At 58.9% G+C, this 13,692-nt stretch carries 14 protein-coding genes and 1 tRNA gene; 10 read left to right on the top strand and 5 right to left on the bottom strand.

Going from position 1 to position 13,692, the window contains the following annotated elements; all coding sequences use genetic code 11:
- Positions 1-42: 42 nt before the first annotated feature.
- Genes murI through hemA form a run of 5 tightly spaced genes read right to left on the bottom strand, consistent with a single transcriptional unit; the run spans position 43 to position 4,778 of the window.
- Positions 43-837 carry a glutamate racemase gene (gene murI, locus PspS35_RS03775; RefSeq protein WP_159932842.1) on the bottom strand — a complete coding sequence of 265 codons (795 nt, stop codon included), beginning with the start codon at positions 835-837 and terminating at the stop codon, positions 43-45.
- Positions 830-1,585, bottom strand: coding sequence for a molybdopterin-synthase adenylyltransferase MoeB (locus tag PspS35_RS03770; protein WP_159932841.1), 756 nt, complete (start codon positions 1,583-1,585; stop codon positions 830-832). Before PspS35_RS03770 ends, murI begins: the two co-directional genes overlap by 8 nt.
- A complete protein-coding gene (gene prmC / locus PspS35_RS03765) occupies positions 1,579-2,409 on the bottom strand; it encodes a peptide chain release factor N(5)-glutamine methyltransferase (protein WP_159932840.1) in 831 nt (276 codons plus the stop codon). The genes PspS35_RS03770 and prmC overlap by 7 nt, the downstream gene beginning before the upstream one ends.
- Positions 2,410-3,492, bottom strand: coding sequence for a peptide chain release factor 1 (prfA, locus tag PspS35_RS03760; protein ID WP_099583953.1), 1,083 nt, complete (start codon positions 3,490-3,492; stop codon positions 2,410-2,412). It abuts the gene before it with no gap.
- Positions 3,489-4,778: a glutamyl-tRNA reductase gene (gene hemA / locus PspS35_RS03755; protein WP_159932839.1), complete on the bottom strand. Its 1,290-nt coding sequence runs from the start codon at positions 4,776-4,778 to the stop codon at positions 3,489-3,491. The genes prfA and hemA overlap by 4 nt, the downstream gene beginning before the upstream one ends.
- Positions 4,779-4,960: 182 nt before the next feature.
- Between hemA and PspS35_RS03750 the strand changes: the two genes are divergently transcribed.
- The 10 genes from PspS35_RS03750 (at position 4,961) to PspS35_RS03705 (ending at position 13,637) form a co-directional block, all read left to right on the top strand.
- The gene (locus PspS35_RS03750; protein WP_159932838.1) at positions 4,961-6,685 is read left to right on the top strand and encodes a tetratricopeptide repeat protein; all 1,725 of its coding nucleotides are present in this window, start codon (positions 4,961-4,963) and stop codon (positions 6,683-6,685) included.
- A 4-nt stretch (positions 6,686-6,689) separates the two neighbouring features.
- Positions 6,690-7,307: a lipoprotein insertase outer membrane protein LolB gene (lolB, locus tag PspS35_RS03745; protein WP_159932837.1), complete on the top strand. Its 618-nt coding sequence runs from the start codon at positions 6,690-6,692 to the stop codon at positions 7,305-7,307.
- Between the two features lies 1 nt (position 7,308).
- Positions 7,309-8,160, top strand: a complete 852-nt coding sequence (gene ispE, locus PspS35_RS03740) for a 4-(cytidine 5'-diphospho)-2-C-methyl-D-erythritol kinase (RefSeq protein ID WP_159932836.1) — start codon at positions 7,309-7,311, stop codon at positions 8,158-8,160.
- Between the two features lie 37 nt (positions 8,161-8,197).
- Positions 8,198-8,272 (top strand) — tRNA-Gln (locus tag PspS35_RS03735).
- Positions 8,273-8,318: 46 nt separating this feature from the next.
- Positions 8,319-9,260 carry a ribose-phosphate pyrophosphokinase gene (locus PspS35_RS03730; protein ID WP_003171603.1) on the top strand — a complete coding sequence of 314 codons (942 nt, stop codon included), beginning with the start codon at positions 8,319-8,321 and terminating at the stop codon, positions 9,258-9,260.
- Between the two features lie 138 nt (positions 9,261-9,398).
- On the top strand, positions 9,399-9,998 hold the full coding sequence (locus tag PspS35_RS03725; RefSeq protein WP_099583948.1) for a 50S ribosomal protein L25/general stress protein Ctc: 600 nt from the start codon (positions 9,399-9,401) through the stop codon (positions 9,996-9,998).
- Between the two features lie 168 nt (positions 9,999-10,166).
- Positions 10,167-10,751 carry an aminoacyl-tRNA hydrolase gene (pth, locus tag PspS35_RS03720; protein ID WP_017529915.1) on the top strand — a complete coding sequence of 195 codons (585 nt, stop codon included), beginning with the start codon at positions 10,167-10,169 and terminating at the stop codon, positions 10,749-10,751.
- A 22-nt stretch (positions 10,752-10,773) separates the two neighbouring features.
- Positions 10,774-11,874, top strand: coding sequence for a redox-regulated ATPase YchF (gene ychF / locus PspS35_RS03715; RefSeq protein ID WP_159932835.1), 1,101 nt, complete (start codon positions 10,774-10,776; stop codon positions 11,872-11,874).
- 365 nt (positions 11,875-12,239) lie between these two features.
- On the top strand, positions 12,240-13,166 hold the full coding sequence (locus PspS35_RS03710; RefSeq protein ID WP_159937976.1) for a sigma 54-interacting transcriptional regulator: 927 nt from the start codon (positions 12,240-12,242) through the stop codon (positions 13,164-13,166).
- A gap of 189 nt (positions 13,167-13,355) precedes the next feature.
- A complete protein-coding gene (locus tag PspS35_RS03705) occupies positions 13,356-13,637 on the top strand; it encodes a hypothetical protein (RefSeq protein ID WP_159932834.1) in 282 nt (93 codons plus the stop codon).
- Positions 13,638-13,692: the final 55 nt, after the last annotated feature.

The following is a 13,692-nucleotide window of genomic DNA, read 5'->3' as shown; positions in this document are numbered from 1 at the left end:
GCTGACACACAGCTAGAAGTTCAGCGACATTTCACGAAATTTTCACGCACCGAAGCTTCGCACAACGCCGGAATGTTTCCATAGTGTCGGTAGGATATTTCTTAGATGACACGCATCGCCGCTGGTCCAGAACCGCGCAGGTTCAGGATCGCCGACGGCCAACAGGTCGTGCTCGATCAGCAAGCGCTTGAGCTGGCGGGCCACTGCGGCGCCGGTGTCGATAAGGATGATGCTGGGGGGCAGCATCTGCGCCAATAGGGGCTTGAGGAAGGGATAGTGGGTGCAACCGAGGATGATGGTGTCGCAACCGGCGCTGAGCAGCGGGTCGATGTAGCCCTGCAACAGCTGGCGCAGGGCCGGGCTGTTCAGGTCGCCGGTTTCGATCAGTTCAACCAGGCCCGGGCACGGTTGGGTGATTACCCGTACATCCGTGGCGAATCGGTCGAGCAACGCGGCGAACTTGGCACTTTGCAGGGTGCCGGTGGTGGCGAGCACGCCGACCACGCCACTGCGCGTGGCAGCGGCCGCAGGTTTAACGGCGGGCTCCATGCCCACCAATGGCCAATCGGGGTAGTCCTGGCGCAAGTCGGCCACAGCCGCGACGGTCGCGGTGTTGCAGGCAATCACGAAGGCCTTGGCACCTTGCTCGCGGAAAAAACCGGCAACCAAGCGCGAGCGCTCACGAATAAATTCGGGGGTTTTCTCGCCGTAAGGGATATGCCCGCAATCGGCCACGTACAGCAGCGACTCGTGGGGCAGCAGTTGCTGGATTTCATCCAGCACCGACAAGCCGCCGACGCCGGAATCGAACACACCGATCGGCGCGTCCTTAACCATGGTGCGTCCCACAGACACTGCAACCGGGGTCACGCTTGACGCGCAATTCGCGAAAGCGCGTGGTCAAGGCGTCAATCAGCAACAAACGCCCCACCAGCGGCTCACCGAAACCGGCCAACAGCTTCAAGGCTTCCAAGGCTTGCAGGCTTCCGACCAGCCCCACCAATGGCCCGACCACACCCGCTTCGCTGCAGGTAAGTTCGGTGTCGCTGCCATGCCCGTATAAACAGTGGTAGCACGGGCTGTCGGCGCGGCGCGGGTCGAAGACCGACAATTGGCCTTCAAGGCGAATCGCGGCGCCGCTGATCAACGGCTTGGCGGCAACAACGCACGCGGCGTTGACCGCCTCGCGGGTAGAGAAGTTGTCGCTGCAATCGAGCACCACGTCGACCGCGGCCACCGCTGCTGCCAGGGAATCGGCGTCCAGCGCTGTGCGGTGGGCAATCAAGCTGATTTCAGGATTGATCGCGCTCAAGCGGCGCAGGGCCGAGTCGACCTTGGTCTGCCCGACGCTGTCGGTGTCGTGGATGATCTGGCGTTGCAGGTTGGTCAGGTCGACGGTGTCAAAGTCGGCCACATGCAGCTCGCCCACGCCGGCAGCGGCCAGGTACAGCGCAACCGGCGCGCCCAGGCCGCCCAAGCCGATAATCAGCGCGCGACTGTTTTTCAGGCGCAACTGACCCTCGATGTCGACATGCTGCAACAGAATCTGTCGGCTATAGCGCAACAGCTCCTGATCGGTCAGCACGGACGGCGTCCCAGGGTGATGCGTTCGTGACCACCGAGGTCGATGCGGCTGTGCACCTGCTCAAAGCCCTGGCTCATTAATAGATCACGCACAGCCAGTGCCTGGTCGTAACCGTGTTCGAGCAGCAACCACCCCCCGGCGTTCAGGTGGCCCGGTGCCTCCTTGCTGATCAGGCGCAGGTCGTCCAGACCGTCGTGACCGGCCACCAGCGCGCTGGCCGGCTCGAAACGCACATCGCCCGCGACCAAGTGCGGGTCGTTGTCGGCAATATACGGCGGGTTACTGATGATCAGGTCGTAGGTGTGACCTTGCAGGGCGCTGAACCAATGGCTGTTCAACACCGTGACATTGTTCAAGTGCAGCCGCTGGCGATTACGCTCGGCCAGGGCCACGGCTTCCAGCACACGGTCAACGGCGGTGACCCGCCAGGCCGGCCGCTCGCTGGCCAGGGCCAGGGCGATAGCGCCGCTGCCGGTGCCCAGGTCGAGGACCTGGGTAGGCGTGGCGGGCAATAATTGCAGGGCCGCTTCCACCAGCAACTCGGTGTCCGGACGAGGGATCAGCGTGTGTGGCGCGACCTCCAGGTCGAGTTTCCAGAAGCCCTGCTGGCCGAGAATATAAGCCACCGGCTCGCCGGCGTGGCGGCGTTGCAGGTAACCGGCAAAGGTCAGCGCGTCTTCGCTGCTGACAATTTTCTCGGGCCAGGTATGCAGGTAGCTGCGGGACTTGCCCAGGGCAGCGGCCAGCAACAATTCGGCATCCAGGCGCGCGGTGGGCGAGTCTGGCAGGTCGGCGGCGCGCAGCAGGCTGGCGATGATGGTCATTTATTCACCTATCGCCGCCAATTGATCGGCCTGGTATTCGGCGAGCAACGGCTCGATTACCGCATCGACGCCACCGGCGAGAATCTCGTCGAGGGAGTAAAGGGTGAGGTTGACGCGGTGGTCGGTGACCCGGCCCTGGGCGAAATTGTAGGTACGAATGCGTTCGGAACGGTCGCCCGAGCCCACCAGCAACTTGCGCTCGCTGGCAATCGCATTGGCGGCGGCGCTGGTCTGCTGGTCGTTGAGCTTGGCCGACAGCCAGGACATGGCCCGCGCCCGGTTCTTGTGCTGGGATCGCTCTTCCTGGCACTCCACCACGATGCCCGACGGCAAGTGGGTGATGCGGATCGCCGAGTCGGTCTTGTTGACGTGCTGGCCGCCAGCGCCCGACGAGCGGTAGGTGTCGACCCGCAAGTCCGCCGGGTTGATCTCGATGGCTTCCTGCTCGTCCGGCTCGGGTAACACGGCCACGGTGCACGCGGAGGTGTGGATACGGCCTTGGGATTCAGTCGCCGGCACCCGCTGTACGCGGTGCGCGCCGGATTCGAACTTCAGCTTGCCGTAGACATTTTCGCCCTCGACCCGCGCAATGACTTCTTTATAGCCACCGTGTTCGCCCTCGTTCTCGGACAAGATCTCCACACGCCAGCCACGCCGCTCGGCGTACCGCGAATACATGCGAAACAGGTCGCCGGAGAAAATCGCCGCCTCGTCGCCACCGGTGCCGGCGCGGATTTCGAGGAACACGTTGCGCCCGTCGTTGGGGTCCTTGGGCAGCAGCATGCGTTGCAGGTCGCCTTCCAGCGCGATCAACTTGTCCTTGGCCTCGCGGACTTCTTCCACGGCCATTTCGCGCATGTCCGGGTCGCTGTCCTTGAGCAGCGCCTGGGCGCCTTCGAGGTCGGCCTGGGTTTTCAGCCATTGCCCGTAAGTGGTTACGATCGGCTCAACTTCGGCGTATTCCTTGGAATAGGTGCGGAACTTGGTCTGATCGGAGATGACTTCGCCATCGCCGAGCAAGGCGGTCAGTTCTTCGAAACGGTCCTGGAGCACGTCCAGTTTATTGAGCAGTGACGCTTTCATTGCGGTTTTTTATCCGAAGAGCTTTCTGACGCGCCCTCACCGAGGGCAAAGAGTTCCTGGGCCATGGCCAGCGCATCGAGGCGGCCTTCGGCGGTAAGCTTTTTCAACTGTACGCTGGGTGCGTGGAGCAACTTGTTGGTCAGGCCACGGGCCAGTTGCATCAGCACCTCTTCGGCGCTGCTGCCGTTGGCGAGCAAACGCTGGGCCTTGATCAGTTCCTCGTCGCGCAGGCGTTCGCCCTGCTGACGATACGCCTTGAGCACGTCCACCGCCGCCAGTTCACGCAGGCGCACCATAAAATCTTCGGCGCCGGTGCTGACCATCTCCTCGGCGGCCTGGGCCGCGCCCTGACGGCTCTTGAGGTTTTCGGCGACGACTTCGTGCAGATCGTCGACGCTGTAGAGGTAAACGTCGTCCAACTCGCCGACTTCGGGCTCGATATCCCGGGGAACGGCTATATCTACCATGAAGATCGGTTTGTGCTTGCGCAGCTTCAGCGCACTTTCCACCGCGCCCTTGCCCAGGATCGGCAACTGGCTGGCGGTGGAGCTGATGACGATATCGCTGCGCACCAGTTCGGCCGGAATATCCGCCAGCAGCACCGCATGAGCACCGAATTGTTCGGCAAGGATACTGGCGCGCTCCAGGGTACGGTTGGCCACCACGATGCGCTTCACCCCCAAGTCATGCAGGTGGCGGGCGACCAGGGTGATGGTCTCGCCGGCGCCGATCAGCAAAGCCTGGCTGCGTTGCAGGTCGCTGAAAATCTGTTTGGCCAGGCTGACGGCGGCAAATGCCACCGACACCGGGTTCTCGCCGATGGCGGTATCGGTGCGCACCTGCTTGGCGGAATTGAACGTGGCCTGGAACAGGCGCCCGAGCAGCGGGCCGACCGTGCCAGCCTCACGCGCCACGGCGTAGGCGGATTTCATCTGCCCCAGGATCTGCGGCTCGCCCAACACCAGCGAATCGAGACCGGCGGCCACACGCATCATGTGACGAACTGCCGCATCCTCTTCGTGCACATAAGCACAGGCGCGCAGGTCGTCGAGGCTTAAATGGTGGTAATCGGCCAGCCAGCGCAGGACGACATCCGCTGAAAGATGTTCCTGCTCTATATAAAGCTCGCTGCGATTGCAGGTCGAAAGGATCGCAGCTTCGCGGCTGTCGGTGAGCCGGCAGAGCTGCTGCAAGGCCTCAACCAACTGCTCTGGCGTGAACGCCACGCGCTCGCGCACGTCTACGGAGGCAGTCTTGTGGTTAATACCGAGTGCGAGGAAGGCCATTCAATATCGCTGATGATGTCGGGAAGCCGACAATTGTCCTACTTCGAAAGATTCAGAACAACCACCGTCGTCTATTGTCCTAATGCCTTGTGTCTATAAAGGCATCAACTGAGACTCGGTTATGTTTGGCCGAAGGCTTGTGTCATGATGATCCGACCGCAGGTTAGTCGTCCTCTTCCTATATGAATAGATCTTCCGCGTTGCTCCTTGCTTTTGTCTTCCTCAGCGGCTGCCAGGCCATGGCGCCCGTGTCGCCGGACGGTACGCCGCCGGTGGAAGACAGCACCCCCGCCCCTGAAAAGCCCAAGGTTTACTCCTCGTTCAGTGAAGAAACGGTGTTCAGCCTGCTGAGTGCGGAACTGGCCGGCCAGCGCAATCGCTTCGATATTGCGCTGGATAACTACGTGACCCAGGCCATCAACACTCAGGATCCAGGCATCTCCGAGCGTGCGTTCCGCATCGCCGAGTACCTGGGCGCCGATCAGGCCGCCTTGGACACCTCGCTGATCTGGGCGAAAAATGCGCCGGACGACCTGGAGGCGCAGCGGGCAGCCGCCATCCAACTGGCGCGGGCCGGGCGCTATGACGACTCCATGCTCTATATGGAGAAAGTCCTGCAGGGCAAGGGCGACACCCATTTCGATTTCCTCGCGCTGTCGGCCGCCGACACCGACCAGGACACGCGCAACGGGTTGATGAAGAGCTTCGACCGCCTGCTGCAAAAACACCCGAAGAACAGCCAACTGATTTTCGGCAAGGCCCTGCTGCTGCAACAGGACGACGAAGCCGACGCCGCCCTGAAACTGCTGGAGCAGAACCCGCCGGACGAGGGCGAGATTGCGCCGATCCTGCTGCGTGCGCGCCTGCTGCAAAATCTCAATCGCGGCAAGGAAGCCATTCCTCTGCTGGAAAAAAGCATCAAGAAGTATCCGGAAGACAAGCGCCTGCGCCTTACCTATGCGCGCATGCTGGTCGAGCAGGACCGCATGGAGGACGCCAAAGTGCAGTTCGCCAACCTGGTCCAGCAATACCCGGACGACGACGAACTGCGCTACTCCCTGGCGCTGGTATGCCTGGAAGCCAAGGCCTGGGATGAGGCCAAGGGCTATCTGGAAGAGCTGATCGAGCGCGAAAGCCATGTGGATTCGGCGCACCTGAACCTGGGCCGTATCGCTGAAGAGCGTAACGACCCACAGGCGGCCCTGCTCGAATACGCCCAGGTCGGCCCCGGCAACGACTACCTGCCAGCCCAGTTGCGCCAGGCCGATATCCTGATGAGCAACGGTCGCACCGACGAGGCGGAAAAACGCCTGACCGCAGCCCGCGACGCCGAGCCGGACTACGCGATCCAGCTGTACCTGATCCAGGCCGAGACCTTGTCGGCCAACAATCAGGGCGAGCGCGCCTGGAAATTGCTGCAGCAAGCCTTGTTGCAATTCCCTGACGATTTGAACCTGCTGTACACCCGCGCCATGCAGGCCGAAAAACGCAATGACCTGGCGCAGATGGAAAAAGACCTGCGCCTGATCATCAAGCGCGACCCGGACAACGCCATGGCCCTCAACGCCCTGGGCTACACCTTGTCGGACCGCACTACGCGCTACGACGAAGCCAAGGTGCTGATCGAACAGGCGCACCAGCTCAACCCGGAAGACCCGGCGGTGCTCGACAGCCTGGGCTGGGTAAATTACCGCCTGGGCAACCTCGACGAAGCCGAACGCCTGCTGCGCCAGGCGCTGGAGCGCTTCCCCGACCAGGAAGTCGCAGCCCACCTGGGTGAGGTGCTGTGGGCCAATGGCAAGCAGCGCGAAGCCCGTCAAATCTGGGAAAAATTCCTCAAGGAACAACCCGAAAGCCCCATCCTGCGCGGCACCATCAAGCGCCTGACCGGATCCGAGACCCTTTAAGCTTATGTTCTTGCGCCACGTTGTCGTTTTCAGTCTCATCGCCCTGCTCGCCGGTTGCGCGGGCTTTGGTGCCCGTGAATCCGTTGAAGGCCAGGGCAACCCGGCGCAATGGAAGCAGCACAAGGATCAGCTCAGCAGCATCGATGGCTGGCAGATCGAAGGCAAGGTCGGGGTGCGTGCACCCAAAGATTCAGGCAGCGGCACTTTGTTCTGGCTGCAACGCCAGGACTACTACGATATTCGCTTATCGGGCCCACTGGGCCGTGGCGCTGCGCGCCTGACCGGTCGCCCGGGGCAAGTCAGCCTCGAAGTGGCCAACCAGGGCCGCTACGAGGCGACTTCGCCGGAAGCGCTGCTGGAGGAACAGATTGGCTGGAAGCTGCCCGTTTCGCACCTGGTGTGGTGGGTGCGCGGCTTGCCCGCGCCGGACAGCAAGAGCCGCCTGAGCCTCAATGGCGACAGCCGCCTCGCGTCACTGGAGCAGGATGGCTGGCAGGTCGAGTACCTCAGCTACGTGGAACAAGGCGGCTATTGGCTGCCAGAGCGTATCAAGCTGCATGGCACTGACCTTGACGTCACGCTGGTGATCAAGGACTGGCAACCGCGCAAGCTGGGGCAATAACGTGACCGTGCAAACGCTGACACTGCCCTCCCCCGCCAAACTCAATCTGATGCTGCATATTCTCGGTCGTCGTGAAGACGGCTATCACGAGCTGCAGACGCTGTTCCAATTTCTCGACTACGGCGATGAGCTCACCTTCGCCGTGCGCGACGATGGCGTCATCCAACTGCATACCGAGTTCGATGGCGTGCCCCATGACAGCAATCTGATCGTGAGGGCGGCAAGAAAACTACAGGAACACTCCGGTTGTGCGTTGGGCATCGATATATGGATCGATAAAATCTTGCCCATGGGCGGCGGAATCGGTGGCGGCAGCTCGAATGCCGCGACGACGTTGCTGGGTCTGAATCACTTGTGGCAACTGGGCTGGGACCACGATCGCCTGGCCGCGCTGGGCCTGACGCTGGGCGCCGACGTGCCGGTTTTCGTGCACGGGCACGCCGCTTTTGCTGAGGGCGTGGGGGAGAAACTCACCCCCGAATACCCCGAAGAGCCGTGGTATGTCGTGCTTGTCCCGCAAGTATCTGTAAGTACAGCAGAAATTTTTTCAGATCCGTTGTTGACACGTAACTCTTCTCCCATTAAAGTGCGCCCCGTTCCCAAGGGAAACAGTCGAAATGACTGCTTACCGGTTGTAGCAAGGCGTTATCCAGAGGTACGTAACGCTTTGAATTTGTTAGGTAAATTTACCGAAGCAAAATTAACCGGAACTGGAAGTTGTGTGTTTGGGGGCTTCCCAAACAAAGCTGAAGCTGATAAAGTCTCGGCCCTTCTTACAGAGACCCTTACAGGGTTTGTAGCAAAGGGAAGCAACGTTTCGATGTTGCATCGCAAGCTGCAAAGTCTGCTCTAAAAGGAACCGAGTACTGGGTACTCGTTGCAACAGATACAGGGGCGTCGCCAAGCGGTAAGGCAGCAGGTTTTGATCCTGCCATGCGTTGGTTCGAATCCAGCCGCCCCTGCCATTTTCTAATACTCATCCAGGTTACCCTCAGCCTCTAGGTACTGCGCGTGTCCAAGATGATGGTCTTTACGGGGAACGCCAACCCCGATCTGGCTCGACGTGTCGTACGTCAGCTGCATATCCCTCTCGGTGACATCTCTGTCGGTAAATTCTCCGACGGCGAAATTACAGCCGAGATCAATGAAAACGTTCGCGGTAAAGACGTCTTCATTATTCAGCCGACCTGCGCTCCGACCAACGATAACCTGATGGAACTCGTCGTGATGGCTGATGCCTTCCGCCGCTCCTCAGCGACTCGAATCACAGCTGTAATCCCTTACTTTGGTTATGCCCGTCAGGATCGCCGTCCGCGCTCCGCACGTGTGGCTATCAGCGCGAAAGTCGTTGCTGACATGCTGACCGTGGTAGGCATCGACCGTGTTCTCACGGTTGACCTGCACGCTGACCAAATCCAGGGGTTCTTCGATATTCCGGTAGATAACATCTACGGTTCGCCAGTATTGGTGGACGATATTGAAGACCAGCGCTTTGAAAACCTGATGATCGTGTCCCCGGACATTGGTGGCGTCGTGCGTGCACGGGCCGTTGCCAAATCCCTGGGCGTTGATCTTGGGATCATCGACAAACGCCGCGAGAAAGCCAATCACTCTGAAGTGATGCATATCATCGGTGATGTCGAAGGGCGTACCTGTATTCTGGTTGATGACATGGTCGACACCGCCGGCACCCTGTGCCACGCGGCAAAAGCCTTGAAAGAGCACGGTGCTGCAAAAGTCTTCGCCTACTGCACACACCCTGTGCTGTCGGGCCGAGCGATCGAGAACATCGAGAACTCTGTGCTGGACGAACTGGTGGTGACTAACACCATCCCGTTGTCCGCCGCTGCTCAAGCCTGTGCGCGTATCCGTCAACTGGATATCGCACCGGTCGTTGCCGAAGCGGTTCGCCGCATCAGCAATGAAGAATCGATCAGCGCGATGTTCCGCTAAGGGTCAACCCTTGGCGACATCAACCTGACGAAAAGCGCCCCGCCCCAGCATTCTGTTGGGGCGGGGCTTTTTTGCCCATATCGCCTTTAGCGCTGGTCGCAAACGCTGGGGCGAATGTGGTTATTTTGGAGATACAACATGAACGATTTTACTCTGAATGCTGAAGTGCGTTCCGACCTGGGGAAAGGTGCGAGCCGCCGCCTGCGTCGTCTCGCAAGCCTGGTTCCAGCTGTAGTTTACGGTGGCGAAAAAGCCCCTGAATCCATCAGCATGCTGGCTAAAGAAGTTGCCAAACTGCTCGAAAACGATGCTGCCTACAGCCACGTTATCGAACTGAACGTTGGCGGCAAAAAGCAGAACGTCATCATCAAAGCTCTGCAACGTCACCCGTCCAAGGGTCACGTACTGCACGCTGACTTCGTACGCGTCGTAGCTGGCCAGAAACTGACCGCTATCGTGCCTGTGCACTTTGTTGGTGAAGAAGCTCCGGTCAAGAAAGGCGGCGAGATCTCTCACGTCCTGAACGAAATCGAAGTGACCTGCCTGCCGAAAGATCTGCCTGAGTTCATCGAAGTCGACCTGTCGGCTCTGGAAATCGGCGCAATCGTTCACCTGTCCGACCTCAAAGCTCCTAAAGGCGTTGAGTTCGTTGCACTGGCTCACGGTGACGACAAAGCTGTTGCAAACGTTCACGCTCCACGCGTTGCACCAGAAGCTGAAGAAGGCGCTGCAGAGTAATTCACTCTGTATTGCCGGAGCTTGAGGAAACATCGCGGACCGGAACGTAGCGAGAAAGCGGGCGACAACGCGAAGTTTATCTCTGGATAAGTGAGCTCTTGTCGTCCACTTTCGCCGCACTCAGGTTGCGGCGATGTTATCTACAACTCCAAAGGAAGGGCCCCTGTCGTGACTGCCATTAAACTGATCGTTGGCCTGGGAAATCCAGGCGCCGAATACGAACAGACCCGGCATAACGCGGGGGCCCTTTTTGTTGAGCGCATCGCCCATGCCCAAGGTGTAAACCTGGCGGCCGATCGCAAGTATTTTGGCCTGACCGGGCGTTTCTCGCACCAGGGTCAGGATGTTCGTCTACTGATTCCCACCACCTACATGAACCGCAGCGGCCAGTCTGTGGCGGCACTTGCGGGCTTCTTCCGGATCAAACCCGAAGAAATCCTGGTGGCCCATGACGAACTGGACCTGCCACCCGGCGTTGCCAAGCTCAAGCTCGGCGGCGGGCACGGCGGGCACAACGGCCTGCGCGACATCATCGCGCAGTTGGGTAATCAGAATAATTTCTACCGTCTGCGGCTCGGCATTGGCCACCCAGGCGTTGCGAGTATGGTTTCAAATTTCGTCCTGGGTCGTGCGCCACGCGCCGAACAGGAAAAACTCGATGCGAGCATCGACTTTGCCCTCGGCGTGCTGCCGGATATCTTCGCCGGGGAATGGAACCGCGCGATGAAAAACCTGCACAGCCAGAAGGCCTGACTTTTTTCCGAGGGGAAACACCATGGGATTCAATTGCGGCATCGTCGGCCTGCCCAACGTCGGCAAATCCACCTTGTTCAACGCTTTGACCAAGTCCGGTATTGCGGCGGAGAACTTCCCCTTCTGCACCATCGAACCCAACAGCGGTATCGTGCCGATGCCGGACCCACGCCTGGACGCCCTGGCGGCCATCGTCAATCCCAAGCGCGTGCTGCCGACCACCATGGAGTTCGTCGACATCGCCGGCCTGGTCGCCGGTGCGTCGAAGGGTGAAGGCCTGGGCAACAAGTTCCTGGCCAACATCCGCGAAACCGATGCCATCGCCCACGTGGTCCGCTGCTTTGAAGACGAGAACGTGATTCACGTCTCCAACAGCGTCGACCCGAAACGCGACATCGAGATCATCGACCTGGAACTGATCTTCGCCGACCTCGACAGCTGCGAGAAGCAACTGCAGAAAGTCGCGCGTAACGCCAAGGGCGGTGACAAGGACGCAGTGGTCCAAAAAGGCCTGCTGGAGCAGTTGATCGCACACTTCACCGAAGGCAAGCCGGCGCGCAGCCTGATGAAGAGCATGGGTGCTGACGAGAAAGCGGTGATCAAGGGCTTCCACCTGCTGACCACCAAGCCGGTGATGTACATCGCCAACGTGGCTGAAGATGGCTTCGAGAACAACCCGCTGCTCGACGTGGTCAAGGCCATCGCCGACGAAGAAGGCGCTATCGTGGTGCCGGTGTGCAACAAGATCGAAGCGGAAATCGCCGAGCTCGATGACGGCGAAGAAAAAGACATGTTCCTCGAGGCCCTGGGCCTGGAAGAGCCTGGCCTGAACCGCGTGATCCGCGCCGGCTACGAAATGCTCAACCTGCAGACTTACTTCACCGCCGGTGTCGAAGAAGTTCGCGCCTGGACCGTCAAGGTCGGCGCCACCGCGCCACAGGCTGCCGGCGTGATCCACACCGACTTCGAAAAAGGCTTTATCCGCGCTGAAGTGATCGCCTACAACGACTTTATCCAGTTCAAGGGTGAAGCCGGCGCCAAGGAAGCCGGTAAATGGCGCTTGGAAGGTAAGGAATATATCGTCAAGGATGGCGATGTAATGCACTTCCGTTTCAACGTGTAAGTCATCCGGCGGTTCAATCCTCGCCACTCAAAAAGCCGGTGCATTGCATCGGCTTTTTTGTGCGCGGTATAAATACACACTTACATACACTATTAACCCGTACAGGCCACGCCTAGTTTGAACTTTCAACACATCAAAACCCCTTCACTCAAACTAATTACGCTCAATTACAGACTTTACCTACACGCCACCCTCCCCGTTCCCATGATCGACGCTTGCATATTCCACCCACCACAAAATTTGAAGCAAACCCCACTAATCAACAGGTTCAAGCACGATGACAACACCTAACTTTTGAGCTTTAATTGCCACCTCTCGAGCGCTCAAACACCAAAAAAGTGGTAAACGTATTGGAACTTCAACCCCTGTCGGCTCACTACCATAACGAAGCCTACACAACCGTTGCCGTTGCCGAATGCCCAATTATAGAAACCACACTCTTAACTACTGCGGCACTTAACATCGACATTCTATTGTTGGGGGAAACCGGTACCGGCAAAGATACGCTGGCGCAGCGCATCCATCGCTTATCCGGTCGCAAGGGTGGCTTCGTTCCCGTGAACTGTGCGGCCATTCCGGAAACATTGGCAGAAAGCCAACTGTTCGGCGTTAATAGCGGTGCCTATACCGGGGCAGTGCAATCACGCGCCGGGTGTATTGAGGCCGCTCATCTGGGTACCCTTTATCTGGATGAAATCGACAGCATGCCACTGCCTCTGCAAGCCAAGTTGCTACGCGCACTGGAGTGCCGTGGGGTTGAGCGCCTGGGCTCTACCCGGTTTATTTCCGTGGACATGCGCGTCATTGCCTCGGCCCAGCACTCATTACATGCAATGGTCGAACAAGGCACGTTCCGGCGTGATCTCTACTTTCGCCTGAATGTCGTCAATATCCACCTGCCGCCTCTTCGCAACCGGCGCGAACGTATCATCCCGCTATTCCAGCGCATGATCGCCGAAGAAGCCAAGCAGTTCGGGCGCCAGCCCCCCGTACCGTCAAAAGCATTACTTCAACAGCTGCTTTGCCACCCGTGGCCGGGGAACGTGCGCGAGTTGCGCTCGACCGCCAAGCGCTTCGTGCTGGGCCTGCCGACTATTGGCGCATCCCCTTTTGCACATCAGGACAATGAGATGAGCCTGAAGGATCGCATGCAGCAAATTGAGAAGGTGATGATTGAGGAGTCCCTGCGCCGACACAAACACTGCGTGGATGGCGTAGCACTGGAGCTGGGCGTGGCCAAGCGTACGCTTTACTACAGGATAAAACAGCTGGACATATCGCTGAATGCGTAAGGCCACAAAAGGCACACTTGCAGCGAAAGTGCCATTCTTGCCAACTGCTGGAGTGATCAAGGCTTACCTGTTGTGGAACCCAACTTTGCATTTCAACCACACAGGGTATGAATCACATAGCGCAAGCAAGTAATCTCACACCTAAAAAATTAATTGATATTAGTTTAACTCAACGACAGAGGTGGTCTTATGTCCTTTTTTGACGCAGTCAACAAAACTGCAGGAACGACCTTTGGATTGCCCTCACTCCCCCAAGTGGCAGGAACGGCCACTGGAACTATCTTCGGCGCCGACGGGGGAATTAATGGGGCTGATAAAGCCAAGACGGACTATAGCGACGCTCAAACCGCGTCCCAACTGACAGATTTACATGTTAAAAAGAATAAGACACAGGTCAGAACCGCACAAGAAAATCTGCGGGCAGATATCAACAACCACTACGTGCAGATCCTGAAAAAACAGCAGCTTTAACCGGCTTTACCGGCCTTTTCTACCACGCATAGAAGAGGCCTTATTTACCGCAGCG

It is taken from the genome of Pseudomonas sp. S35, assembly GCF_009866765.1.
Taxonomy (GTDB): domain Bacteria; phylum Pseudomonadota; class Gammaproteobacteria; order Pseudomonadales; family Pseudomonadaceae; genus Aquipseudomonas.
This window is presented reverse-complemented; position numbering and strand designations above follow the sequence as displayed.

Coding starts and splice junctions, on each gene's coding strand:
- murI (WP_159932842.1), bottom strand. CDS start 837: ATGGTTAAGGACGCGCCGATCGGTGTGTTCGATTCCGGCGTCGGCGGC.
- prmC (WP_159932840.1), bottom strand. CDS start 2,409: ATGACCATCATCGCCAGCCTGCTGCGCGCCGCCGACCTGCCAGACTCG.
- prfA (WP_099583953.1), bottom strand. CDS start 3,492: ATGAAAGCGTCACTGCTCAATAAACTGGACGTGCTCCAGGACCGTTTC.
- hemA (WP_159932839.1), bottom strand. CDS start 4,778: ATGGCCTTCCTCGCACTCGGTATTAACCACAAGACTGCCTCCGTAGAC.
- PspS35_RS03750 (WP_159932838.1), top strand. CDS start 4,961: ATGAATAGATCTTCCGCGTTGCTCCTTGCTTTTGTCTTCCTCAGCGGC.
- lolB (WP_159932837.1), top strand. CDS start 6,690: ATGTTCTTGCGCCACGTTGTCGTTTTCAGTCTCATCGCCCTGCTCGCC.
- PspS35_RS03725 (WP_099583948.1), top strand. CDS start 9,399: ATGAACGATTTTACTCTGAATGCTGAAGTGCGTTCCGACCTGGGGAAA.
- ychF (WP_159932835.1), top strand. CDS start 10,774: ATGGGATTCAATTGCGGCATCGTCGGCCTGCCCAACGTCGGCAAATCC.
- PspS35_RS03705 (WP_159932834.1), top strand. CDS start 13,356: ATGTCCTTTTTTGACGCAGTCAACAAAACTGCAGGAACGACCTTTGGA.